Origin of the sequence: Bradyrhizobium ottawaense (genome assembly GCF_900099825.1) — a bacterium.
GTDB lineage: Bacteria > Pseudomonadota > Alphaproteobacteria > Rhizobiales > Xanthobacteraceae > Bradyrhizobium > Bradyrhizobium ottawaense_A.
This window is the reverse complement of the sequence record NZ_LT629693.1, coordinates 4,595,474-4,620,852: the sequence shown is the minus strand read 5'-3', so window position 1 is coordinate 4,620,852 and position 25,379 is coordinate 4,595,474. Positions and strand designations below refer to the sequence as shown.

At 63.1% G+C, this 25,379-nt stretch carries 21 protein-coding genes and 1 pseudogene; 11 read left to right on the top strand and 11 right to left on the bottom strand.

Annotated elements, in window-relative coordinates:
- Positions 1-50 precede the first annotated feature (50 nt).
- The 4 genes from BLR13_RS21540 to BLR13_RS21525 all read left to right on the top strand — a co-directional run bounded on the left by BLR13_RS21540 (position 51) and on the right by BLR13_RS21525 (position 5,378).
- Positions 51-1,280 (top strand): ABC transporter substrate-binding protein, encoded by a 1,230-nt coding sequence (locus BLR13_RS21540; protein ID WP_074819775.1) that lies wholly within the window; start codon positions 51-53, stop codon positions 1,278-1,280.
- Between the two features lie 188 nt (positions 1,281-1,468).
- Entirely contained in the window at positions 1,469-2,698 is a 1,230-nt protein-coding gene (locus BLR13_RS21535; RefSeq protein ID WP_074819777.1) for an ABC transporter substrate-binding protein, read from the top strand.
- Positions 2,699-2,846: 148 nt separating this feature from the next.
- Positions 2,847-4,076, top strand: a complete 1,230-nt coding sequence (locus BLR13_RS21530; RefSeq protein ID WP_074819780.1) for an ABC transporter substrate-binding protein — start codon at positions 2,847-2,849, stop codon at positions 4,074-4,076.
- Between the two features lie 18 nt (positions 4,077-4,094).
- Positions 4,095-5,378 (top strand): glycerate kinase type-2 family protein, encoded by a 1,284-nt coding sequence (locus tag BLR13_RS21525; RefSeq protein ID WP_074819783.1) that lies wholly within the window; start codon positions 4,095-4,097, stop codon positions 5,376-5,378.
- Positions 5,379-5,538: 160 nt separating this feature from the next.
- Here BLR13_RS21525 and BLR13_RS21520 read toward each other — a convergent pair whose 3' ends face one another.
- Positions 5,539-6,057, bottom strand: coding sequence for a MarR family winged helix-turn-helix transcriptional regulator (locus BLR13_RS21520; protein ID WP_074819786.1), 519 nt, complete (start codon positions 6,055-6,057; stop codon positions 5,539-5,541).
- A 177-nt stretch (positions 6,058-6,234) separates the two neighbouring features.
- Here BLR13_RS21520 and BLR13_RS21515 point away from each other — a divergent pair, with 177 nt between their 5' ends.
- The 5 genes from BLR13_RS21515 (at position 6,235) to BLR13_RS21495 (ending at position 13,282) form a co-directional block, all read left to right on the top strand.
- Positions 6,235-7,275 carry a branched-chain amino acid ABC transporter permease gene (locus tag BLR13_RS21515; protein WP_074819788.1) on the top strand — a complete coding sequence of 347 codons (1,041 nt, stop codon included), beginning with the start codon at positions 6,235-6,237 and terminating at the stop codon, positions 7,273-7,275.
- Positions 7,276-7,280: 5 nt separating this feature from the next.
- Positions 7,281-9,050 (top strand): branched-chain amino acid ABC transporter ATP-binding protein/permease, encoded by a 1,770-nt coding sequence (locus tag BLR13_RS21510; protein WP_074819790.1) that lies wholly within the window; start codon positions 7,281-7,283, stop codon positions 9,048-9,050.
- Complete coding sequence (locus BLR13_RS21505; RefSeq protein ID WP_074819792.1) at positions 9,047-9,775, top strand: ABC transporter ATP-binding protein; 729 nt, start codon at positions 9,047-9,049, stop codon at positions 9,773-9,775. The genes BLR13_RS21510 and BLR13_RS21505 overlap by 4 nt, the downstream gene beginning before the upstream one ends.
- A gap of 237 nt (positions 9,776-10,012) precedes the next feature.
- On the top strand, positions 10,013-12,652 hold the full coding sequence (locus BLR13_RS21500) for an EAL domain-containing protein (RefSeq protein WP_074819794.1): 2,640 nt from the start codon (positions 10,013-10,015) through the stop codon (positions 12,650-12,652).
- Positions 12,653-12,931: 279 nt separating this feature from the next.
- A complete protein-coding gene (locus BLR13_RS21495; protein ID WP_074831256.1) occupies positions 12,932-13,282 on the top strand; it encodes an endonuclease domain-containing protein in 351 nt (116 codons plus the stop codon).
- Positions 13,283-13,390: 108 nt separating this feature from the next.
- Here BLR13_RS21495 and BLR13_RS21490 read toward each other — a convergent pair whose 3' ends face one another.
- The 9 genes and pseudogenes from BLR13_RS21490 to BLR13_RS21450 all read right to left on the bottom strand — a co-directional run bounded on the left by BLR13_RS21490 (position 13,391) and on the right by BLR13_RS21450 (position 22,220).
- Positions 13,391-14,542: an ABC transporter substrate-binding protein gene (locus tag BLR13_RS21490; protein ID WP_074819796.1), complete on the bottom strand. Its 1,152-nt coding sequence runs from the start codon at positions 14,540-14,542 to the stop codon at positions 13,391-13,393.
- 119 nt (positions 14,543-14,661) lie between these two features.
- Positions 14,662-15,081, bottom strand: coding sequence for an acyl-CoA thioesterase (locus BLR13_RS21485; RefSeq protein WP_074819798.1), 420 nt, complete (start codon positions 15,079-15,081; stop codon positions 14,662-14,664).
- A 9-nt stretch (positions 15,082-15,090) separates the two neighbouring features.
- Positions 15,091-15,852, bottom strand: coding sequence for an SDR family NAD(P)-dependent oxidoreductase (locus tag BLR13_RS21480; protein WP_074819799.1), 762 nt, complete (start codon positions 15,850-15,852; stop codon positions 15,091-15,093).
- Between the two features lie 39 nt (positions 15,853-15,891).
- The gene (locus tag BLR13_RS21475) at positions 15,892-17,787 is read right to left on the bottom strand and encodes a feruloyl-CoA synthase (protein ID WP_074819802.1); all 1,896 of its coding nucleotides are present in this window, start codon (positions 17,785-17,787) and stop codon (positions 15,892-15,894) included.
- An 18-nt stretch (positions 17,788-17,805) separates the two neighbouring features.
- Positions 17,806-18,606 carry a crotonase/enoyl-CoA hydratase family protein gene (locus BLR13_RS21470; RefSeq protein WP_074819804.1) on the bottom strand — a complete coding sequence of 267 codons (801 nt, stop codon included), beginning with the start codon at positions 18,604-18,606 and terminating at the stop codon, positions 17,806-17,808.
- 213 nt (positions 18,607-18,819) lie between these two features.
- Positions 18,820-19,283 (bottom strand): annotated as a pseudogene (locus BLR13_RS21465) (DUF3237 domain-containing protein).
- Positions 19,284-20,609, bottom strand: a complete 1,326-nt coding sequence (locus BLR13_RS21460; protein WP_074819807.1) for a TRAP transporter large permease — start codon at positions 20,607-20,609, stop codon at positions 19,284-19,286.
- A gap of 5 nt (positions 20,610-20,614) precedes the next feature.
- Positions 20,615-21,124 (bottom strand): TRAP transporter small permease, encoded by a 510-nt coding sequence (locus tag BLR13_RS21455; protein WP_074819808.1) that lies wholly within the window; start codon positions 21,122-21,124, stop codon positions 20,615-20,617.
- 79 nt (positions 21,125-21,203) lie between these two features.
- Positions 21,204-22,220 carry a TRAP transporter substrate-binding protein gene (locus BLR13_RS21450; protein WP_074819810.1) on the bottom strand — a complete coding sequence of 339 codons (1,017 nt, stop codon included), beginning with the start codon at positions 22,218-22,220 and terminating at the stop codon, positions 21,204-21,206.
- A gap of 302 nt (positions 22,221-22,522) precedes the next feature.
- On the opposite strand from BLR13_RS21450, the gene pobA reads away from it, so the two are divergent.
- Entirely contained in the window at positions 22,523-23,692 is a 1,170-nt protein-coding gene (pobA, locus tag BLR13_RS21445) for a 4-hydroxybenzoate 3-monooxygenase (protein ID WP_074819812.1), read from the top strand.
- 238 nt (positions 23,693-23,930) lie between these two features.
- Positions 23,931-24,359, top strand: coding sequence for a PaaI family thioesterase (locus BLR13_RS21440; RefSeq protein WP_074819815.1), 429 nt, complete (start codon positions 23,931-23,933; stop codon positions 24,357-24,359).
- 94 nt (positions 24,360-24,453) lie between these two features.
- Here BLR13_RS21440 and BLR13_RS21435 read toward each other — a convergent pair whose 3' ends face one another.
- Entirely contained in the window at positions 24,454-25,347 is an 894-nt protein-coding gene (locus BLR13_RS21435; RefSeq protein WP_074819817.1) for a LysR family transcriptional regulator, read from the bottom strand.
- Positions 25,348-25,379 lie beyond the last annotated feature (32 nt).

The following is a 25,379-nucleotide window of genomic DNA, read 5'->3' as shown; positions in this document are numbered from 1 at the left end:
CTCCAAATCAAAAAAATCGACACATTCATCGTGATCCGAGGGAGATCAAAATGCCTGCTATCCATGTGCGATTGGGGGCCCTTTCGGCTGCCCTCGCGATACTGGCTGCGACCAGCAGCGGCGCATCCGCGCAAAAGAAATACGACACCGGCGCATCCGACACCGAAATCAAGATCGGCAACATCATGCCCTACAGCGGACCCGCTTCCGCCTATGGCGTGATCGGCAAAACCGAGGAAGCCTACTTTCGCAAGATCAACGCCGAGGGCGGCATCAACGGCCGCAAGATCACCTTCATCAGCTATGACGATGCCTACTCACCGCCGAAAACGGTGGAGCAGGCCCGCAAGCTGGTCGAGAGCGACGAGGTGCTGATCGTCTTCAATCCGCTGGGCACCCCGCCGAATTCGGCGATCCAGAAATACATGAACCAGAAAAAGGTGCCGCAACTGTTCGTCGCCACCGGCGCCACCAAGTGGAACGACCCGAAGGAATTCCCCTGGACCATGGGCTGGCAGCCCAACTACCAGAGCGAATCCACCATCTACGCAAAATACATTCTGAAGAACAAGCCGGACGCCAAGATCGCGGTGCTTTATCAGAACGACGACTACGGCAAGGACTATCTGAAGGGCTTCAAGGACGGGCTCGGCGCCAAGGCCGCTTCGATGATCTTGATGGAGGAAAGCTACGAGGTCTCCGAACCGACGATCGATTCCCACATCGTCAAACTCAGGTCGACCGGCGCCGACGTGTTCTTCAACATCACGACGCCGAAATTTGCAGCCCAGGCGATCAAGAAGAACATGGAGATCGGCTGGAGACCGCTGCACTTTCTCAACAACGTATCGTCCTCGATCGGCAGCGTGATCAAGCCGGCCGGCTTCGAGAACGCGCAGGACATCATCTCCTCGAACTACCTGAAGGACCCCACCGACAAGCAGTGGGAGAAGGACGCCGGCATGATGGCCTGGAACCAGTTCCTGGATAAGTATTATCCGGAAGCCAACCGCGCGGACCTCTCGGTCATGTATGCCTATACCGTCGCGCAGGGCCTCGAGCACGTGCTGAAAGCCTGCGGCGACGACCTGACCCGCGCCAACATCATGAGGCAGGCGGCGAGCCTCAAGGAGCTGGAGCTTGGCGGCCTGCTGCCGGGCGTTAAGGTCAACACGTCAGACACCGACTTCGCCCCGATCTCGCAATTGCAGTTGATGAAATTCAAGGGCGAGGGATGGGAACGCTTTGGTGAAATCCTGAGCGGCGACGTCGGCGGCTAGTCCATCTAAAGTATTAGCCTGCTAAAGCATTGGCCCGGCTACTAAAGAAGCAGCCCCTGCGGCTTTGTCGCAGGGGCTTTTGATTGTGACGTCCCGGGTAAAATGGTAATCACTGCGCCCAAGTCAGAAGAGCTTTCGGTTCAAGAAGGCCGTGACACATCATTTGTCATCAACGAGGGAGAGACATAATGCTCATTAACACTCAACGGCTTGCCGTGGCTTCGGCCGCGCTGGTCATCTTCGCTGCATCGTCCGGCGGGGCGCTGGCGCAGAAAAAATACGACACCGGCGCAACCGACACCGAAATCAAGATCGGCAACATCATGCCCTACAGCGGACCCGCTTCCGCCTATGGCATTATCGGCAAGACCGAGGCCGCCTATTTCAAGAAGATCAACGATGCCGGCGGCATCAACGGCCGCAAGATCAACTTCATCAGCTATGACGACGCCTACTCGCCGCCGAAGGCGGTCGAGCAGGCCCGCAAGCTGGTCGAGAGCGACGAGGTGCTGCTGGTCTTCAACTCGCTCGGAACGCCGTCGAACTCGGCGATCCAGAAGTACATGAACTCCAAGAAGGTGCCGCAACTGTTCGTCGCCACCGGCGCCACCAAGTGGAACGATCCCAAGGATTTCCCCTGGACCATGGGCTGGCAGCCGAACTACCAGAGCGAAACCCAGATCTATGCGAAGTATCTCCTGAAGAACAAGCCGGACGCCAAGATCGCGGTGCTCTACCAGAATGACGATTACGGCAAGGACTACCTGAAGGGCCTGAAGGACGGCCTCGGACCCAAGGCGGCGACCATGATCGTCGCCGAGGAGAGTTTCGAGACCTCGGAGCCGACCATCGACAACCATATCGTCAAGCTGAAGTCGACCAATGCCGACGTGTTCATCGACATTGCCACGCCGAAATTCGCCGCACAGGCGATCAAGAAGGTGGCGGAAGTCGGCTGGAAGCCGATGCACTTCCTCAACAACGTTTCGGCCTCCGTCGGCAGCGTGATCAAGCCGGCCGGCTTCGAGAACGCCCAGGACATCATCTCGGCCGCTTACCTCAAGGACGCCTCCGACAAGCAGTGGGACAACGATCCCGGCATGAAGGAATTCTACGCCTTCATGAACAAGGACTTTCCGGAAGGCGACAAGCTCGACGGTGGAACCGTGGTCGGCTACGGCGTTGCCCAGACCCTGGTGCAGGTGTTGAAGCAGTGCGGTGACAACCTGACCCGCGAAAACGTGATGAAGCAGGCAGCCTCCCTGAAGGACTTCCGCACCGAAGTGCTGCTGCCCGGCATCATGATCAACACCGGCCCAACCGATTACGCCCCGATTTCCTCGCTTCAGCTGATGCGGTTCAAGGGCGAGAAGTGGGACCTGTTCGGCGAGGTCATCAACGCCGACGCCGGCGGCTAGAACTGCCCGATATTGAGCCCCCTGCGATACCGTCGCAGGGGGCTTTTTCTTGCGAACATTTTTTTCCCCTGTATCAATGCAAATCGAAGAAACCACAGGCCCGCTCGATCCGAACGGGCCGCCAAGAACGTCACAGGGAGTTCACTGGATGACCAGCCCGATCAGCCGCCACGCCGCCACCGTCCTTCTCGGTCTGTCGCTGGCGATAGCCTCCGGCCACGCGGCGTTCGCGCAGAAGAAATACGATACCGGCGCCACCGACACCGAGATCAAGATCGGCAACATCGTTCCCTATAGCGGCCCGGCCTCGGCCTACGGCGTGGTCGGCAAGGCGATGGGCGCGGTGTTCAAGAAAGTGAACGACGACGGCGGCATCAACGGGCGCAAGATCAACTTCATTTCCTACGACGACGCCTACTCGCCACCCAAAGCCGTGGAGCAGGCGCGCAAGCTGATCGAGAGCGACGAGGTGCTCCTGCTGTTCGGCACGCTCGGCACCGCCTCCAACACCGCGATCCAGAAATACGTCAACGGCAAGAAGGTGCCGCAACTGTTCGTCGCCACCGGCGCCACCAAGTGGAACGACCCGAAGAATTTTCCCTGGACCATGGGCTGGCTGCCCTCCTACCAGAGCGAGTCGCGGATCTACGCAAAATATCTCGCCAAGGAGAAGCCGGCGGCGAAGATCGCGGTGCTCTACCAGAACGACGACATGGGCAAGGACTACCTGAAGGGCCTGAAGGACGGTTTTGGCAGCGACGCGTCGCGCATCGTCGCGGAGGAGAGCTACGAGGTGGCGGAGCCGACGGTCGATAACCACGTGGTGCGGCTGAAGTCGGCCAATCCCGATGTCATCATCTTCTTCACGACGCCGAAATTCGGCGCGCAGGCAATCAAGAAGATCGGCGAGATGAACTGGAAGCCGGTCACCATCGTCTCCAATGTCAGCGCCTCGACCGCGACCGTGATGCGGCCCGCCGGGCTCGACAATTCGCAAGGCGTGATGTCGGCGGCCTATGCCAAGGACGTCAGCGATCCGCAATGGACCGGAGACGCCGGCATCAAGGCGTTCGACGAACTGCTCGCGAAGTACCTGCCGGAGGTCAACCGCGTCGATGCCTCCGCCATGACCGGCTACAACATGGCGACCACCATGATCGAGGTGCTGAGGCGTTGCGGCGACAACCTGACCCGCGAGAACGTCATGAAGCAGGCGGCCAGCCTCAAGCAACTGGCGCAGGGCGGCCTGCTGCCCGGCATCACGCTGACCACCGGCCCGGATGATTTCCAGCCGATCGAGCAGTTGCAGTTGATGCAGTTCAAGGGCGAGCGCTGGCAATTGTTCGGCGACGTCATCAGCGGCGAACTCAGCAACTGATCTGACCGCGGAGATATCATGACCGACCGGCGTCCCCTCCTCCGCGCGATTTTTGACGCGGCGGTTGCTGCAGCCCATCCCGATGTGGTGCTGTCGGCGCATCTGCGTCCTGCTCCGAAAGGCCGCGTGATCTGCCTTGCCGCCGGCAAGGGCGCCGCCGCGATGGCGGCGGCGGCCGAGCGGCATTATCTCGACGCGCTCAAGCTCGACCCGTCGCGCCTGATCGGCATTGCCACCACCCGTCACGGCCACGGCGTGCCGACGCGGCGCATACGCGTCGTCGAGGCCGGTCATCCCGTGCCCGACGAAGCCGGCCTCAAGGCCGCCGACGATACGCTGCGCCTCGCGGCCGAGGCGACCGCGGACGATCTGCTGCTGGTGCTGTTGTCCGGCGGCGGCTCCGCCAACTGGATCGCGCCGGTCGAGGGCGTGTCGTTCGCGCAGAAGCAGCAGGTCAACCGGGCGCTGCTGCGTTCGGGCGCGCCGATCGGCGAAATGAATGTGGTGCGAAAACATCTGTCGCGGATCAAGGGCGGAAGGCTGGCGCGCGCCGGACAACGCGCCGCCGAAATCGTCACGCTGGCGATATCGGATGTGCCCCACGACGATCCGTCCGCCATCGCGTCGGGCCCGACCGTGCCGGACCCGACCACGCTGGCCGACGCCCGCGCGCTGGTCGCGAGATATAACCTCTCGATCGACGACGCGGTCCGCCGCGCACTTGATGATCCCCGCAACGAAAGCTGCAAGGTCGGCGATCCCGCCTTCGCCCGCGCGCAGTTCGAACTGATCGCGCGGCCAAAGGCCTCGCTCGATGCCGCGGTCAGGATCGCCAAGGACGCAGGCTATGACATCATCGAACTCGGCGCCGACCTCGAAGGCGAGGCGCGCGAGGTCGCCGCCGCGCATGCACGGCTCGCGCTCAAGGCACGCAGCGAAGGCAGGCGCACCGCGATCCTGTCCGGCGGCGAACTGACCGTGACCGTGCGCGGCAACGGCCGCGGCGGCCCTAACCAGGAATATGCGCTGGCGCTGGCGGATCTCCTGAAGGACACAACCGACATTGCGGCACTTGCCGCCGATACCGACGGCGCCGACGGCGGCGCCGGCAGCGCCAGCGATCCTGCGGGCGCTGTGATCGACCACAAGACATTTGCGAAGATGAAGTCGCTCGGGCTCGATCCCAAGGCCTATCTGGCCAACAACGACGCGTCGGCGTTTTTCGAGGCGACCGGCGATTTGCTGCTGACCGGCCCGACGCTGACCAATGTGAACGACGTCAGGGTGATTTTGGTGGACTAAGCGCCGCTCCCTCCGCCGTCATTGCGAGCCAACGGGTCGCGCGAATGCGCGCCCGATGACAGGCTCCGCGAAGCAATCCATTTCGCGGCGCATAGGAAGAATGGATTGCTTCGTCGCTTTGCTCCTCGCAATGACGACTGAGAGACGCAAGACGCCCCCCTCAAAACTCCATCGCGATCTTCGACAGCATTTCGAGCAGCGCGACGCGACCTTCCGGGCCGAGCAACTCGTTGAGCCGGGCCTCGTGCTTGCTGGCGACCAGCTTCTTGGCGCGCGTCAGCACGGCGCGGCCCTTGTCGGTCAGCATCAGGATGTGGGAGCGGCGGTCGTTGGCCGAGCGCATCCGCGCGCAGAGGTCGCGGCTCTCGAGCCCGTCCAGCATCGCCACGAAATTCGGCCGGAGGATGCCGAGCGTGTTGGCGATCTCGGTCTGGTTGCGGCCGGGATTGCGGTCGAGCAATAGCAGCACCGAGAATTGCGCCGGCGTCAGTTGCAGCGGCGCGACGCAGCGCAGAAAGTCCTCGAACACCTTGAGCTGGGCGCGCTTGAGCGAATAGCCGAGAAGTTCGGACAGTTCGCCCAATTGCAGGGTGGCATTGTCAGCGGCGCCCTCGACAGCCTCCTTGCCGTTGGGACGGGAAGGCTTGACGGCGTCGGCGGTCACCTTGGAAACTGTCATCGCTCGCGGCTCGCAATCCCGATAAGAAGTCCCGTCGACGGTCCGGGCCTTGATGTTATATTTGATAATTGTTATGCATTATATCAAATACCAGCGGCTTTCAACTGCCGATATCGGGGGACCGGCTGACCGCCCAGGGTCGCGGCCGGCTCGACGCCTGAGGGGGAGCGCCAGGTCTTGAACACGACGATCATGCTGTTCCTGCTGCAGGACGGCATCACCAATGGCGCGATCTATGCGTTGCTCGGGCTGGCGCTGGTTCTGGTGTTTGCGGTCACCCGCGTCATCCTGATCCCGCAGGGCGAATTCGTCACCTATGGCGCGCTGAGCTACGCCATGCTGGCGACCGGACAGGTGCCGGGCACGGCGCGGCTCGCGGTCGCGATGGGCGTGGTGGCGTTCGGGCTCGATCTGTTTGCCATCCGGCGATCGCTGCGCCTCAAACCGGTGGCGCGCGCGTTTGCGGTCAACATCGTTTTTCCGGTAGCGATCCTGGCGCTGACTTACGCCTTCGCCAGCCCCAAGACCCCGGTCGCGGTCAATATCGCGCTGGCGCTGTTGATCGTCGCGGCGATCGGACTGTTTCTGTATCGCATCGCGTTCCAGCCGCTGGCGCACACTTCGGTGCTGGTGCTGCTGATCGCCTCGGTCGGCTGCCATCTGGCGCTTCAGGGCCTGGGCCTGGTGTTCTTCGGCGCCGAAGGCCTGCGCGGACCGGCGCTGTCGAACGCCGCCCTCACCATCGGGCCGTTGCGCTTCACCGGCCAGAGCATCGCGGTCTATGTCCTCACCATCGCCTTCATCGTTGGCCTGTGGCTGTTCTTCGGCTTCACGCTGATGGGCAAGGCGCTGCGCGCCACCGCCGTCAACCGGCTCGGCGCGCGCCTGGTCGGCATCCGCACCACGCTGTCGGGCCAGATCGCCTTCCTGCTCGCCTCCGTGATCGGCGCCATCTCGGGCATCCTGATCGTGCCGATCACGACGCTCTATTACGACACCGGTTTTCTCATCGGCCTGAAAGGTTTTATTGCCGCCATCATCGGCGGGTTGATCAGCTATCCGCTCACCGCGATCGCCGCCCTGCTGGTCGGCTGCGTCGAAGCCTTCTCCTCGTTCTACGCCAGCAATTTCAAGGAGGTCATCGTCTTCACGCTGATCCTTCCCGTACTGGTGCTGCGGTCGCTCGCAGCGCCCGCGGTCGAGGAAGAGAAGGATTGACCGTCATGGCGCAGCGGCTTCCCCTCATCATCTTCGCGGTTGTGATGGCCGCGATCCCGTTCATCCCCGGCGTGCCGCCGTTCTGGATCGTGCTGCTGGACAACATCGGCCTCGCTTCGCTGGTGGCGATGGGCCTCGTGATCCTGACCGGCGTCGGCGGCCTCACGTCATTTGGCCAGGCCGCCTTCTGCGGCTTCGGTGCCTACACTACGGCGGTGCTGACCACGACCTACGGCCTATCACCCTGGCTGACGCTGCCGCTGTCGCTGCTGGTCAGCGGCATCGCGGCGGTGCTGCTTGGCATCGTCACGGTGCGTCTGTCAGGCCATTACCTGCCGCTCGGCACCATCGCCTGGGGCATCGGGCTGTTTTATTTGTTCAGCAAGCTGGAATTCCTCGGCCGCAATGACGGCATTCAGGGCATTCCGCCGCTCTCGATCGGCTCGCTCAGGATGATCGACCCGGGCACGATCTATTTCGCGATCTGGATCGCGGTGCTGGTCTCGGCGCTGCTGACGATGAACCTGCTGGACTCCCGCACCGGCCGCGCCATACGCGCGCTGCGGCGCGGGCACATCGCGGGCGAAGCCTTCGGCGTGCAGACGCCGCGCGCCAAGCTTCTGGTGTTCATCTATGCGGCGGTGCTGGCGGGCCTGTCCGGCTGGCTCTACGCGCATTTCCAGCGTTCGGCCAATCCGACGCCGTTCGGCGCCCAGGCCGGCATCGAATATCTGTTCATCGCGGTGGTCGGCGGCGCCGGCTATGTCTGGGGCGGCGTACTCGGCGCCGGGATCGTCGTGATCCTGAAAGAAGTTTTGCAGAGCTACCTGCCATATATTTTCGGCGGCCAGAGCCAGCTCGAGACCATCGTGTTCGGCATCCTCCTGGTCGGCCTGTTGCAACTGGCGCCGACCGGCGTCTGGCCCTGGCTGATGGCGCGGCTGCCGCTCAAGCCGGCCCGCAAGATTCCCGACACCTCGCTCAAGCTCCCTGCCCGCGTGCGCGCACCGTCAACACCGTCGGTGCTGCTGCACATCGAGAACGCGCGAAAGCAATTCGGCGGCGTGATCGCCGTCAACGACGTCTCGTTCGACGTTCACACACGCGAGATCGTCGCCTTGATCGGCCCCAACGGCGCCGGCAAGAGCACGACGTTCAACCTGATTACGGGCGTGCTGACCACGACCGGCGGCACGATTTCGGTGCTCGGCAAGAAGGTCGACAACGCCCCGCCGCAGGAAATCGTCAAGCTCGGCGTCAGCCGCACGTTCCAGCACGTCAAGCTGGTACCCGACATGACCGTGCTGGAGAACGTCGCGATCGGCGCGCATCTGCGCGGGAGTGCCGGCGCGATCTCGAGCATGTTCCGGTTCGACCGTGCCGACGAGGCGCGACTGCTGGCGGAAGCCGCGCGCCAGATCGAGCGCGTCGGCCTCGGCGACCAGATCGACCAGCTCGCCGGAAGCCTGTCGCTCGGCCAGCAGCGCATCGTCGAAATCGCCCGCGCGCTATGCGTCGATCCGCTGCTGCTGCTGCTCGACGAGCCCGCCGCCGGCCTGCGCCACATGGAGAAGCAGCGGCTTGCCGCGCTGCTTCGTCAACTGCGCGACGGCGGCATGTCGGTGCTGCTGGTCGAGCACGACATGGGCTTTGTGATGGACCTCGCCGACCGCATCGTGGTGCTCGATTTCGGCACCAAGATCGCCGAAGGCGCGCCTGCCGCGATCAAGACCAATCCCGATGTGATCAAAGCCTATCTGGGAGCGACCGCATGAGCGCGCTGCTGTCGGTCGCCGACGTCCATGTTTCCTACGGCAAGGTCGAAGCCGTGCGCTCGGTGTCGCTCGACGTCGCCGACAACGAGATCGTCACCATCATCGGCGCCAATGGCGCCGGCAAGACCACGCTGTTGAACGCCATCATGGGCATCCTGCCGCTGAAGGGCCAGGCGGCCTTTGCCGGCAACGACATGGCCCCGCTCGACATCGAGGACCGCGTCGCGGCGGGCCTTTGCCTGGTGCCCGAACATCGCGAGTTGTTCGGCACCATGAATGTCGAGGACAATTTGCAGCTCGGTGCGTTCCGGATCGCGACCGTCGCGCTGAGATCGTTCGAACGGGTCTACACGCTGTTTCCGCGGCTGAAGGAGCGGCGCAAGCAGCTCGCCGGCACGCTGTCCGGCGGCGAGCAGCAGATGCTGGCGATGGGCCGCGCGCTGATGGGCGCGCCGAAACTGCTGATGCTGGACGAGCCTAGTCTTGGCCTAGCGCCGATCATCGTCGCCGACATCTTCCGCACCATCGGCGAACTGCGCGCCGCCGGCGTGTCGGTACTGCTGGTCGAGCAGAATGCACAGGCCGCGCTGCAGATCGCAGACCGTGCCTATGTGATGGAGCTCGGCGAATTTATCCTGAACGGAACCGCGAAAGACATCGCCGCCAACAAGCGCGTCGCGGCGAGCTACCTCGGCTTCCAGCACGAAGGCGAGAGCGCGGTCTAGCGCGGTTCCACCTTCCCCGCTTTCACCCTCCCCTGGAGGGGGAAGGTAAGAGAACGTCATTCTCCCTGCGCAGGCCGGCGGCTCCTAATACATTCTTAAGCATAATCCCGGTTTCGCCCGGCGTCGTTGCATCGAAGAACTTCCTGAACACTCTCCGAACCCTAACCTTGCGAAAATGTAGTCAGCTACCGGTCGGCACCGAACGCCGACGGAGACCGACGAGCCCAAGGTCAGACGATGCGCGCCGACGATTGCCCCGCGGTTGAAACACCCGAGTTCCTGCTCGCAGCACTTGAGCAGGCCAGCGACGCCGTCGTCATTGTCGACAGCGACCGCCGCGTGCGCCATTTCAATGCGGCGGCCGAGCGTATCTGGGGATTTTCCCGCGCCGAGGTCCTGGGCCGCGATGCCGACCTTTTCGGGCTGTACGATCACCAACTCCGGCAAATTGCCGCGGCGGATCAGGCGGCCAGCGGTCGGCCCGTGCGAAAGCGCGACTCCGAGATCACGATCCACCATCGAGACGGCCGACCCATTCGCGTTGCGCTGTCGGTGTCGCGCGTCGCGATCGACGGCAACGTCAACACCATGGCTTTCGTCAGGGATATCACCGTCGATATCGCACGACGCGACAAGATGGCTCTGCTCAATCTGGTGGCCGACAAGACCAACCGTGGGGTCGTCGTCACCGATCGCAGCCTTGGAATCGTCTACACCAACGCCGCCTTCGCCGGCTTGTTCGGATATTCGCCTGAGGAAGTCATGGGGCGGCAAGTCGGCCAGTTGCTCGCCGGGCCGCACTCCGACCGCGCCGCACTGTCGAGGTTGCGACGGCGGATCGGCGCTAGAGACGACGGCGACGAGGAAATCCTCGCCTACGACCGGAATGGCGACGAGATCTGGCTGTCGATCACCGTAAAAGCGTTTCGCAATGAGCGCGGGCGGATCAAATACATTTTCGGCCTGCTGACCGATATCAGCGAGACCAGGCAGTTGAGATCGCTGCAACAGCTCATCATGGGTGCGCTGGCCGACGAGGTCCCGATCACGGAAATTTCCGACCGGCTTTGCCGGCGTGTCGAAATCATCGCGCCCGATGTCGTCTCTTCGGTCCTGCACGTTGACGCCGACGGACTGATCCACCCGCTGGGTGGCCCGAGTCTGCCTGCGGAATATTCCCGCGCGCTCGACGGCGTCGCCATCGGGCCGGAGATCGGCTCGTGCGGTTCGGCGGCCTATTACGGCAGAGCGGTGCTGGCCGACAATATCGACACCGATCCGCGCTGGCAGCCGTTCAAGGCCATGCCGCTGGCAGCCGGCCTGAAAGCCTGCTGGTCGACGCCGATCAAGGCCAAGGACGGCCGCGTGATCGGAACCTTTGCGTTTTATTTCAGGGAATGCCGCGCACCCAGCCGCTGGCATCAGCGCATCGTCGAAGCCTGCGTTCATCTCGGCGCGCTGGCGATCGAACGCAAGGAAGCCCGGGCCCAGATCGCCCGGCTCGCCTATCACGACATGCTGACCGGCCTGCCCAACCGTGCCCAGTTGCGTCATCTGATCGACCACGCGATCAAAGGCTGCCATGACGGACAAAATGTCGCCTTGCTGTTCCTCGATCTCGATCATTTCAAGGACGTCAACGATACGCTTGGGCACTCGGCCGGAGATGAGTTGCTGGTGGAGTTGACACGGCGTCTGCGCGCCCGGATTCAGCCGGGCGACATGCTGGGACGCCTGGGTGGCGACGAATTCGTGATCGTTTTGCCGAATGGCGATCCCGCCAGAGCCTCACTGATCGCCTCCGAAATCACCGAGGCGCTGACGTCGCCGTTGCGGCTTGGAGACAGGCAGGTGCCGATCTCCGCCAGCATGGGCATCAGCGTCTATCCGGACAACGCCACCGATATCGATACGCTGATGCAGCAGGCCGACGCGGCGATGTACAAGGCCAAGCAGGCCGGCCGCGCCACCTATCGCTTCTTCAGCGTCGACATGAACCGGCTCGACGAGCAGCGGCTGATCCACATCGCCGCCTTGCGCAATGCCATCGCCAACGACGCACTGAAGCTGCATTACCAGCCGCAGACCCGCACGGTCGACGGCTCCATCTACGGCGCCGAGGCCCTGGCGCGCTGGCACGACCCGGTGCTCGGCGAGGTACCGCCGCTGAAGTTTATCCGGCTGGCGGAAGAATGCGGCCTGATCGAGCAGATCGGGATGTGGTCGATCCGCGAGGCCTGCCGGCAACTGGCCGCTTGGCGCCGCGCGGGGCTCGACGTGCCATGCGTGTCGGTCAATCTGTCGCCGATCAATTTTCAGAACCGGAATCTCGCGGCTGTCGTCGCCGAAAACCTCGCGACCAACGGCCTGCCGCCGGAAGCCTTGATGCTCGAGATCACCGAAAGCGTGCTGATGAAAGAGCGCTCGGTGGCGATCGAAACCATGAATGCGATACGCGAGCTCGGCGTCGGATTGTCGCTCGACGATTTCGGAACCGGCTATTCGAGCCTGAGCCGGCTGGCACATTTGCCGATCCGCGAATTGAAGATCGACCGCGCCTTCATGCGCGACATCGAACGCGACGCCAGCGCACTGGCGGTCGCCACCGCCGTGGTCCGCGTCGGCCAGAGTCTTGGGATGACCGTGGTCGCCGAAGGCGTCGAAACCGAGGCCCAGCGCAACGTGCTGAAGACGCTCGGCTGCGACGTCGTTCAGGGATATCTGTTCGCCCCCGCTTTGCCGCCCGAGGCGTTCGAGCGCTGGCTGCTGGACCATGCGGTGGAGCAGGCCAGCACCATGCTCCGGCGCCTCAGCCAGTCGCTGCCGCAACCGCGTGAAACGCCGCTTCCCGGCATTGCTGGCAAGCGATCGGCATAGCGTAGACACTATCCTTGGCGATAGACCGTCACCCCAGCCCGCCGCTCATTACATGAGCGTCGACCCAAGAGCGAGCTACGCTCGTCTCGACCCCTCCAGGGCAGGGTAAGAAAAAAGCGCTCACCTAACATGGAGGTTTGAGCGCCGTTTTAGCGCTGCTTGCGCTCGCCTTGGGATTGCGCTCCACTTCACCCTCCCCTGGAGGGGGAGGGTCGGCTCACATGGAGCGGGGCGACATGTGAGACGGGGTGGGGTGATCTATCCGCGAGCGAGATGATCATGGTCTCGACTGCCATACGCCGAGCAGTAGCCAAGAAGCTTCGAGCCAACACCACGCCACATGAGCGAATGCTTTGGCGCGCACTGAAAGAGCTTCCCGTCGACGGGACGCACTTCCGGCGTCAGACACCGATCGGCCCTTACGTCGTCGATTTCTTCTGCCCCGCAAAGCGGCTGATTATTGAGCTCGACGGTGGGCATCATAATGATGACGAGACAGCCGCGCGCGACAACGAAAGACAGCTTTGGCTCGAACAGCAAGGATATCGCGTCATCCGCTTCTGGAATCCAGCCACTGAAACACAGCCGACGACGATAGACTGTCACCCCACCCCGCCGCTCATTGCATGAGCGTCGACCCTCCCCCTCCAGGGGAGGGTAAGAAAAGAGCCGACTCTCTGAGAGAGCCGGCCCTTGTGTTTAGCGGACGTGAGAAGTCACGCCATCTCGCTCCTCAGCTCACATCGCCGGGACGTACTTGCCGTCCTTCACGGTCAGGAGGATGCGCGAGCGGTCATCCAGGCCGTAGCGGTCTTTTTCGGTCCAGTTGTAGACGCCCTGGGTCGCGACGATTTCCCTTTCGGAGATCAAGGCCTGACGGATTCCCTCGCGGAATTCCGGCGTGCCGGGCTTGCCGGCCTTCAGCGCCACCGGAATGATGCGCTTGAGCACTTCGAACGCATCGTAGGAATGACCGGCGAACTGGCTGCGGCTGTTGGCGCCGTATTTGGCTTCATAGGCGGTGTTGAGCGTCAGGCCCGGCTTCTTGGTCAGCGCGCTGTCGGCCTGGGTTTCCGGCGACATCACCGGACCCGCCGACATGATCACGCCTTCCGCGGCCGCACCCGCGATGCGGATGAAGTCCATGCTGGCGGCGCCATGGGTCTGGTAGATCAGCCCCTTGTAGCCGCGCTCGCGCAGCGCCGTCTGCGGCAAGGCCGCGGCGGTGCCGGACGCGCCGATCAGGATCGCGTCGGGATTGGCGGCGACGAGTTTTAGCACCTGGCCGGCGACCGAGGTATCCGGCCGCGCAAAACGCTCCTCGTCGATCATGGTCATACCCATCGGCACGCCCTGGGCCTTGAAGTCGTTGACCCAGAGGTCGCCGTAGGAATCGGAGTAGCCGATATAGCCGACGGTCTTGATATTGTGCGCCCGCATGTGCTCGTACAGCACCTTGCCCATGATCGGGATCGACTGCGGCAGGTCGACCGACCACTTCATGCGCGCCTCGTTGATCGGGAACGGCGCCAGGCCGAAATGCGGAATGGCGGCTTCATTGGCGACCGTCGACACCGCAATCGTCGGCGGCGTGGTGCAGGAGCCCATGATGATGTCGGCCTTGGATTCGGTGACGAAGCGGCGCGCATTGGTAGTGGCCGCGGTCGGATCGCCACCGTCGTCCAGCACGATCAGCTTGAGCGGCACGCCGCCGATTTCCTTCGGCACGAAATCCAGCGCGTTGCGCTCGGGAATGCCGAGCGCCGCAGCCGGCCCGGTGGTCGAAATCGAGATGCCAATGGTGATTTCATTGGTCTGCGCCAGCGCCGGCGAGCCTGTTAGCGCGAGTGCCGCCACGACGGCCGCTGCGGACAGAAGAGCCTTCTTCATTCATTCCTCCCTTTGAGTATCTTTTTATAGTCTAAAGCAAAATCCGGCAGGCAATTCAGCCCCTTCTTTAGGTCATGCGCGGGTCCAAGTCAGCCTAATAAGTCAGCTCAATAACGCCCTCAGCCCCGCATGAACCGCTCGATGATCTCCTGCGGCATGGGCGCCGATTTCAGCTTCGCCGGGTCGTCCGGATGACGGCCGACCAGCACGCGGGTCTCGAACGCCTCGATCGCCAGCGCCTCGCCTTTGAACACCTTGTGGGTGACCTCGAAGCTGGAGCGCTTGAAACTCTCGATCCGGCTTTCGATCGTGATCCAGTCGCCATGGGTCGACGGGATATGGAATTTCGCCCGCGTATCCACCATGGGAATGCCGACCAGACCGTATTTGTGCACGAGGTCCTGCTTCGAATAGCCGGCGGCTCCGAACAGGATCGAGGTTGAATCGTCGAACATCGCAAAGTAGCGCGGGTAATAGACGATGTTGGCGGGGTCGCAATCGCCCCACTGGATCTGCACGTCGCGGCGATGGGTGAACATGGAAACTTCCTACCTTGGCGCCATGCGAAGCCCGGCATCGAGCCGCACCACTTCGCCGTTGAGGTACGGATTGTCGATCATGTGCAGCGCCAGGGAGGCGAATTCATCGGCATGGCCGAGCCGGCGCGGGAACGGAATCGCAGCGGCGAGCGAGTCCTGCGCCTCCTGCGGCAAATTGGCCAATAGCGGCGTCAGGAACAGACCCGGTGCAATCGTCAGCACGCGGATGCCGAACTGCGCCAGTTCGCGCGCGATCGGCAGCGTCATGGCGACGATGCCGCCTTTCGACGCCGAATAGGCGGACTGGCCGATCTGGCCGTCATAGGCGGCCACCGAAGCCGTGGAAATCACCACGCCGCGTTCGCCGGTGGACAGCGGCTCCAGCTTCGACATGCCTGATGTCGCCAGCCGCAGCATGTTGAAGGAGCCGATCAGATTGACCTTGATCACCCGGTCGAAATCGGCGAGCGCCATCGGACCTTCCTTGCCGATCACCCGCTTGGCGACGCCGATGCCGGCGCAGTTCACCAGCACGCGCGCCGGGCCATGGGCTGCCGCGGCCTTGGCGATGGCGGCTTCGGCGGACGCGGCATCGGACACGTCGCAGATTACGGCAACGCCGCCGATTTCGGCCGCGACGGTTTCGGCCAGCTTGGCGTTGAGATCGCAGACCGCGACCTTGGCGCCCTGCGCCGCCAGCCGGCGCGCGGTGGCTGCACCCAATCCCGATGCGCCGCCGGTGACGATAGCGGCCTGATCCTTCAACTGCATGGCGTTCTCCCTGACAATTTTTCCGGTAACACTTCGAATTCAGTTCAGTGCGATCACCTGCGCCGGTGGCACGGACGCATACATCGTCGCGATCAGGGCGCTGCGGTTTTCCAGCACAGCGCGCTGATTGATCGAGCCCTTGTCGGTGACTTCGCCGCGATCGATCGACAGCGGCGTATCAAGCAGCACCGCGCGCGTAATTCTAGTCGACGAGCCCGTGGCGCTTGCCAGTAATTTCTGGAAGCGCTCGCGGAAGGCCGCGCGGATCAGCGGGTCGGAGGCGGCGGCGGCGAGATCATCGGATGGCAACGTCGGATTGATCAGGCGGCAGCCGTCGAGATCGAGCACGACCAGCGCTGAGATTTCATCGTGGTTGATGCCGGCGATGATGACGTCACGCACCAGCGGCGCGCAGGCGGCGACGAAACGCGCGCGCAACGGGCCAACGCTGACCCAGGTGCCGGAGGCGAGCTTGAAATCCTCGGCAATGCGGCCGTCGAAATCGAAGCCGGCGTCGAAATCATTCGGATCGGCCGGCTTCAGCGCGTCGCCGAACTTGTAAAAGCCTTCCTCGTCGAACGCTTTGGCGGTGAGTTCGGGCTGGCGCCAGTAACCCGGCGTGACATTCGGACCCTTGGCGCGCACTTCGAGCTTGCCGTTGTTGGGCAGCAGTTTTGCGTCATTGCCGAGCACGGGAAGACCGACATGGCCGGAGCGGGAGGTGTCGGGCCGCACCGACATGAAGAACGGCGAGGTCTCGGTGGCGCCGAGACCCGTCAGCATCGGCACGCGAAAGCCGGTTTCGGCGACCGCGAGCTCGTCGAGGCTGTTCCAGACGAATGGCGACAGTGCCGCGCCGGAGAAGAACATCGCATGCAGGCGGCCGAAGAATTTTGTCCGCAGCGCCTTGTCGTCGCGCAGATACGGCAGCAGCGATTCATAGCCCTTGGGAACGTTGAAATAGACCGTCGGCGAAATCTCGCGCAGATTGCGCACGGTCTCCTCGATGCCGCCGGGCATCGGCTTGCCCTCGTCGAGATACATCGAGCCGCCATTATAGAGCGTGAGCCCGATATTGTGGTTGCCGCCGAAGGTATGATTCCACGGCAGCCAGTCGACGATGACGGGCGGCTCGTCCTTGAGGAACGCCAGCGTCTCGCGCAGCATCACCTGATTGGCGCAAATCATCCGCTGGGTATTGATGACGGCCTTGGGATTGCCGGTCGAGCCTGAGGTCAGCAGGAATTTGGCGACGGTGTCGGGACCGATGGCGTCGTGCACGGCATCGAGGCCGGAATCAACCGGCGTCGCCAAGAGATCGGACAGCAGCGTCACGTCGCGGCCGGCGACGGTGCCCCAGGACGCCGCAATCTCGGTCCCGCCGGGGACGTTGGCCGCCAGCGCATCGGAAAATTTCGCGGCATCGTCGGCGAAGACGAGGCCCGGCGTCAGCAGCTTCATGAGATAGCCGAGCTTGCCGTAGTCCTTCGACACCAGCGAATAGGCCGGAGATACCGGGCAGAACGGAATGCCGGCATAGAGCGCGCCAAAGGCGATCAGCGCATGATCGATCGAATTGCCCGACAGGATCACGATCGGCTTTTCGGCGGAGAGCCCGCGCGCCAGCAGCGCCGAGGCGATGTGCCGCGATGACGTCAGCAGTTCAGCATAGGTGATCTGCCGCCAGCCGCGCGCCGCGTTGCGCTCCGCCATGAAGACGCGGTTCGGTTCGGCGTTGGCCCAATGATGCAGCCGGTCGGTGATGCGGACCGGGTAGTCGCTGAGCCGGGCTTTCGGGCGCAGATAGATCGTGCCGTCGTCGCGGCGCTCGACCGTGACGTCGGGATTGCCGAACGAGATCGCGCGCAGCGGATGGGCGCTGCCGCCGCGGGCCGCGCTGTCGGTCGACGCTGATAGGCTGGGCTTTACGCTCATGTCAGGTTGGCGCTCATGTCAGGTCGGCTTCACCTTGGCGGTCTTGCGGTCGAGAAACGCGCGAATGCGCTGTTTTGCCTCTTTGTCGCTTTGGGCCACCGTCGCCATCAGCGATTCCATCAAGAGGCCGGTCTGCGGGTTGGCCTCCGCGATCATCGGCAGCGCCTGCAGCACGGCGAAATTGGTCAGCGGCGCATTGGCCGCGACCCGCTCGGCCAATTCCATCGCCTTCGGCAGCGCGCCACCGGCTTCGGTGAGGTATTGCGAAAAACCGTAGGCCGCGCCTTCGGTCGCGGAATAGACCCGTCCCGTCAGCATCATGTCGGTCATCCGCGCCACGCCGATCAGCCGCGGCAACCGCACCGATCCGCCGCCGCCGACGAAAATGCCGCGCTGGCCTTCCGGCAGCGCGAAATAGGCCGAGGGTTCGGCGACGCGGATATGCGCGGCGCAGGCGAGTTCCAGCCCGCCGCCGATCACCGCGCCCTTGAGCGCGGCGATGACCGGCACGCGGCTATACTGGATGCGGTCGAACACCCGGTGCCACATCTGCGAGTGCCGCAAGCCCTCGGTGGCGTCCTGCTCGGTCAGTTCCGACAGATCGAGGCCGGAGGAGAAATGATCGCCGATGCCGTGAATGACCACGGCGCCGACGCTCTCGGGGAGATTCGTAAAGCAATCCTGGATCGCGAGGATGATGCCGTCGTTCAGCGCATTGCGCTTGGCCGGGCGGTTGAGGCCTAGCGACAGCACCGTGCCCGACTGCTCGATGGTGAGCAGGTCGGACTGACCCGCAGCGGCGGAGACGGCGTTTCCCATGGGCTTATTGCTTCCTGTCCAGAATAGTTATGTTTTATAACTATTTTGGAAGGAGTCAATGAGCGAGGAGAGTTCTCGTGTCCCGGACGCGGTGCAGCGTGTAACGCTGCTCCGCAGAGCCGGGACCCATAACGATGGACCCCGGACCAGCAGTGCACCGCAAGGGCGCTGCACTGCATCCGGGGAACGAACCCCCACAATGATTGGCGTCTTTCACAGCACCTGATGCACGTCGATGACCACACGCGGTCGGCGTGGCGGGCGGCGGAGCCGACGAAGATGTTTTCCATCAGCCAGCGGTATTTCGCGTGCCCGGTCTCGAACCGCGGCACGGTGCGGAAATAGATCAGCTTGGGGTCGACCGGTTCGCCGCGCTTCAGCTTCTGCAACAATTCAACCGGGCCGAAGCGCATGCCCTTGTTCTCGACATAGACCACCGCGCCATCGTCGGTCTCGAAGGCATCCTTCGCCTCCAGCTCGATCAATTCGTTGGGACGGATAATCTGGAAGTCGGCGCCTAAGGGCAAAACCTTGCCGCTGATGCCCTCGCCCTTCACCTCGCCGCCGATGATCGGAATGATCCGGCGCACGCCGGTGCCGATGTCACCGGCCGAGATGACGTCGGCAATTCTAGCGGTGATGGTGAAAACGTATTTGGTCTCGAGAACCGGTGCCATTTAATGCACCCCGGCCATCATGCGTTGCGGCAACCACGTCGCCAGCAGCGGAAACGCAATCAGGATCACTAGCCGGACCAGATCGGTCGCCACGAACGGCAGCACGCCGCGGAAGATCGTGGAGAACGAGACGTCCTTGACCACGCTCTTGATGACAAAGACGTTCATTCCGACCGGCGGATGAATCAGGCCGAGTTCGACCGTCATCACGATGATGACGCCGAACCAGATCGGATCGAAGCCGAGATGGGTAACCACCGGAAAAATGATCGGCACGGTGAGGATGATCATGGCCATGGCGTCCATCAGGCAGCCCAGCACCAGATACATCACCATGATCAAGGCGAGCACGCCATAGGCGCCGAGGCCGAGGCCAGTGAGAAACTCCGTGACCTTTTGCGGGGTCTGCGTCACCGTGAGGAAATAGCCGAAGATCAACGCACCGATCAGCACGGTAAAGACAGCGGCCGCGGTTCGCGTTGCCTGCAGCAGCGAAGTCAGGATCTTTTCGCGGTCGAGCCGCCCGGTAGCGATGCCGATCAGGAACGCCCCGGTGGCGCCGACGCCGCCGGCTTCGGTCGGGGTGAAGCGCGGCAGGAACGGCAGGCCATACAACCCACCGATGACGAAGACGAACAGCAGCACCGGGGCCCAGATGTTCTTCAGGCCCGCAAAGCGCTCACGCCAGCTGGTCTGCGGACCGGTCGGCAGAAAGCCCGGCCGGAAATAGCCGATCAGCGAGATCGTGATCATGTACATCATCATCGCCAGCAGGCCGGGGATGATGCCGGCGATGAACAGTTTTCCGATGTCCTGTTCGGTGATGATGCCGTAGACGGCGAGCACCGTCGATGGCGGCAGCATCGCGCCCAGCGTGCCGCCGGCCGCGATCACGCCGGTGGCAAAGGATTGCGGATAGCCGAAGCGGCGCATCTCCGGATAGGCAACGGCCGAAAACGTAGCTGCCGTTGCGACCGAGGAGCCGCAGATCGCGGCAAAGCCGGCGCAGGCTGCGACCGTGGCGATCCCGAGCCCGCCGCGCAGATGCCCGACGAATCCGTTGGCGGCGCGGAACAGCTCGCGGCTCATGCCGGAATTGCTGACCAGGGTGCCCATCAGCAGGAACATCGGAATGACGCCGAACGTGTAGTCGGTCACGGTCCGCATCGAGGTCTGGCCGACCAGCTTGAGCGCCGGCGAGAAGCCGACGAGATAGCCGAAGCCGGTGACGCCAACGAGGCCCATCGCCATGCCGACCGGCACGCGCAGCAGCATCAGGGCGAACAGCGCGACAAATCCCAGGATAGCGACAGCGTCGGTGCTCATGCCGTCTACTCCACGGGCTTGATCTTGGGATCGTGCATCTGATCCGGATGGAAAATCAGGCGGTAGGTGCGGATCGCGATCAGCAGCACCGCGGAGACGTCGCCGGCCCAGGCGATCGCGAAGAACGGCCAGGTCGGCATGTGCATTTCGAAGGTGAGCACGTTGTCGTTATAGGTGCCGCGCACCTTGTCGAACAAGGTCCAGGTCTGCACCGTGACCACGAACAGCAGCACCAGGGTCGCAAACACGTCGATCCAGCGCTGGTATCGCGGGCTGACATTCGCCCAGATCAGATCCACCGTGATGTGGCCGCCGCGATAGCTGGTGGCGGCGATACCCCAGAAGATCAGGATGCCGAGCAGCATGCGCCCGATATCGAACGAGTCCGGGATCGCATAATTGAGCGTGTTGCGCAGGATGACGGCGATAAAAATGTTCAGGGCAACGATGCCGACGAATCCGGCCGCGATCCATTCGATTGTATCGATAAAACGATCCATCGAGGCGCGATTCATGTCCGCTCCAAACGGCTGGCAATGACCGGGAAATCGCGACGGCGGAAACGCCCGCCGTCGCTTGGGTGAGTTACGGTGTTTACTGCGCCAGCGCGTTGTATTTGGTCAGCGCGGCGCGCAGTTCGGCCATCGCCGCGTCCGGATCGACGCCGGTCTTCTTGACGCCCTCGCCCCAGGTCTTGACCAGCGGCTCGGACGCCTTCTTCCACAACGCCGTCTGCTCTGGCGTCAGCTTGTAGACTTCGTGGCCTTCCTCGGCCTTCACCTTGTCGATGCCAGCGTCCTCGAACTTGCCCCAGGGTTCGCCGACGCGGCCGGCAGCCTCGGTGTTGCAATTGTCGTCGATCGCCTTTTTCTGGCGGTCGGACATCTGGTTGTATTTGTCCTTGTTCATCACGAAGGCGAACGTCGTGACATAGAGCGGCGCGTCCATGTGATACTTCGTCACCTTGTCGATGCCGAACAGCACCAGCGATCCCCACGGGAAGGTGACGGCATCGGCGACGCCGCGCTCGATGATGTCACGGACCTCGGGCGCCGAGGACTGCACGTTGGTGCCGCCGAGCTGGGTGATGAAGGTTGCCATGGTGGCGTGCGCCGGGCGCACCTTCATGCCCTTGACGTCATCCGGCACCATCACCTTTTTCAGCCGCGAGTGAAACGACGACGGCGAATGGATGAAGGCGAGGCAGAACTTGACGTCTTTCATCTCCTTCTCGGCATATTTGCGATACCAGGCATCGAGCGCCATCGAACCGCCCTTGGCATCGGACATCAGGAACGGCAATTCGCCGGCGCCGATGATCGGAAAGCGGCCGGGCTGATAGCCGGGATTGACGTAAGTGACGTCGGCGATGCCGTCGCGGGCCATGTCGTAATGGTCGAAGGCCTTGCCGAGCTGCTGGGCCGGGTAAACCTTGGACTTGATCGTGCCGCCGGATTCCTTTTCGACCGCCGCGCCCCAATCCTCCAGCGCCTTTTGCAGCGGATGCGACGCCGGCACCCAGTGCGAAAGCTTCAGCTCGAAGGTCTTTTCCTGCGCCAACGCAGGCGTCACACTGGCGGCGAGCAGCAACGCCAAAATCGCTTTCCTCATCGACATTCTCTCCCTTGGTGGATGGAGCCGGGCTTCGAGGCGCCGGTCTCGTTAGTTAACATGTTATATAGATTGCCTGGATTTTCAAGCCGGGACATTGAGCGCGGTGGCGGTCGCCGCAACCGAAACTGGTTTCCCCTGGTTTGATCCCGGAATTTTTATCCCGTAATTTCTTGCAGTGCGGCGCAGCGAAACATTGTTTTGCAACGGCTTTGCGAAAATTGTTATATGATATAATTATCATTGCAAGACCTGCCGGGACGGCGGCGGGCTCAACTGCGTTAGACCATGGGAGCACGCCGGTGCGCACGAAAGTAGCCATCATAGGGGCAGGTCCGGCTGGATTGTTGCTAGGGCAACTTCTTCATCTCTACGGCATCGACAACCTCATTGTCGAGCGCCAGACGCCGGAATACGTGCTCGGCCGCATCCGCGCCGGCCTGCTCGAGGAAGGCACCGTGGCGCTGCTCGACGAGGTCGGCGCCGGCGCGCGCGCCCACCGCGAGGGGCTGATCCACCATGGCGTGGAGCTCGCCTTCGGCGGCGCGCGGCACCGCATCGACATGCATGCCGCGACCGGCAAGACCGTGATGATTTACGGCCAGACCGAAGTGACGCTCGACCTGATGAACGCCCGCAAGGCGGCTGGCCTCACCACGGTCTACCAGGCCGCCGACGTCAAACCGCATGATTTCGACACCGACCGTCCGCGCGTCAGTTACGTCAAGGACGGCGTTACCCACGAGATCGAATGCGACTTCATCGCCGGTTGCGACGGTTTTCACGGCGTCAGCCGCGCCAGCGTCAAACCGCCGGCGATCGGGACCTACGAACGTATCTATCCGTTCGGCTGGCTCGGAATCCTGTCGGAGACGCCCCCGGTCAGCCATGAGCTGATCTACAACAACCACGCGCGGGGATTTGCGCTGTGCACGATGCGCTCGACCCATCGCAGCCGCTACTACCTGCAGTGCCCGCTCGACGACGACATCGCGCAGTGGCCGGACGACCGGTTCTGGGACGAACTGAAGCGCCGGCTGGACCAGAAGGCGGTCGACGAACTCGTCACCGGCCCCTCGATCGAAAAGAGCATCGCGCCGCTGCGCAGCTTCGTCGCCGAGCCGATGCGGTTCGGCCGGATGTTCCTGGCCGGCGACGCCTCTCACATCGTGCCGCCGACGGGCGCCAAGGGATTAAATCTCGCGGCCAGCGACGTGCATTACCTCTCGCAGGCGTTCCGGGAATTTTATGACGAGAAGTCCTCTGCCGGCATCGACGGCTATTCGGTCAAGGCGCTGGCGCGGGTGTGGAAAGCGGTGCGGTTTTCGTGGTGGATGACCTCGATGCTGCACAAGTTCCCCGACGAGGGCGAATTCGGCGCGCGCATCCAGCTTGCCGAGCTGGATTATCTCGTCAGCTCGAAAGCCGCGTCCGCGTCGCTGTCGGAGAATTACGTCGGGCTGCCGTTTTAGAGAAGGTCGTCATACCCGCGAAGGCGGGTATCCAGTACGCCGCGGCCTTTCGATTTCATCGCCAACGCCTGTGGAATACTGGGTCACCCGCCCCAGTGCGCAATTGCGCACAAGGCGGGTGACGACAAGCCTGGCATTTCAAACGCCCGCCGAAATCCCGTTTAAAACTTTGTAGGCAGTGCGGTTCGCGCGCGAAAGGCGTCTAGTGGCGACAGATATCGTCAACACGCGAGTTCGCATGACCACAACCGACGTTCCTGAAGGCTTTGAGCCGCACTTCCGGCAAAGCCCGCTCACCGATCCCTGGGAGCCGCTTTATTCCAGGAAGACCGACAAGGCGGTGGTGATCGCCCTGCGGCTGGCCAAACCGCACACCAACGGCCGCGGCCTGATTCACGGCGGGCTGATCGCCGCCCTTTCCGACAATGCAATGGGCTATAGCTGCGCACAGGCGATGGGCTGGACCACTTCGCTGGTAACGATCTCGCTCGCGGTCGATTTCATCGGCACGGCCAATGTCGGACAATGGCTGGCGGTGGAAACCGAGGTGATCAAGACCGGCAGCACGATCTGCTTTGCACAGAGCCTGATCAAAGCCGATGACATCGTCATTGCACGCGCCAATGGAACATTTCGCGTGGTGCCGAAGAAGGCACCCGTTCTCTAGAGCCCGGTTCTGATTGAATCAGAACCGAGCTCTACTCTTTTGTTTTGACGCGTTTTCTTTACGCCAACCGGCGTCCACTTCGCTTGAAAACGCTTTAGCCGAAATACCAGTCGACCGTCTCGGCCACGAGATCGATGAAGGTGCGGACCTTGGCCGACAGCAGCCGCGAGGTTGGATAAACGATGTGGATCGGCAGCGCCGGCAGCTCGAACTTCTCCAGCACGATTCTGAGCCGCTTGGCTCTGAGCGATTCGGCCGCCTGATAGGCCATCACCCGGGTCAACCCGCCGCCCTGCTCGGCATAATGGATCGCGGCATCGGCGCTGTTGCTTGAAAAGCGCGGCGTAACGCCGATGCGGATCTCGTGACCGTCCTCGACGAAGCGCCAGTCCGGGCCTGCCGTCATGGCCCCGAACTGGATTGTGTCGTGGGCCGCAATCTCCTGCGGCGTCTTCGGCTCGCCGCGCCGTTTGAGATAATCCCTGGAGGCAACGACGATCCGCCGCATCTCGCCGACCTGACGCGCGACAAGCGTGGAATCCGGGAGATGGCCGATCCGGACGGCGAGATCGACGCCGTCTTCCACCAGATTGACCATGCGATCCGACAGCCGCAGGTCGGCCGAGACATCCGGATAGCGCGTTAGGTAGGCCGACACGACCGGGCTGACGTGCAGGCGACCGAACCCGAGCGGCGCCGAAACCACCAGCCGTCCGCCAGGCTTCGTCCGTTCGCCCTCGGCGGCGCGTTCGGCCTCCTCGACATCGGCTAAAATCCGGCGGGCACGTTCCAGATAGCGGGCGCCGACGTCGGTCAACGTCACCGATCGTGTCGTTCGCTGCAACAGCCGCGCACCGAGACGCTCCTCCAGCGCCGCAATCAGCCGCGTCAGGCCGGAAGGGGACATGCCAAGTTTGCGCGCCGCGGGAGCAAACCCCTGCAGGTCGGCGACGGCCACGAAGGCCTGCATCGCGTCGATCCGGTCCATCGGATTATTTCATATATCGCAATAGTGAAGTG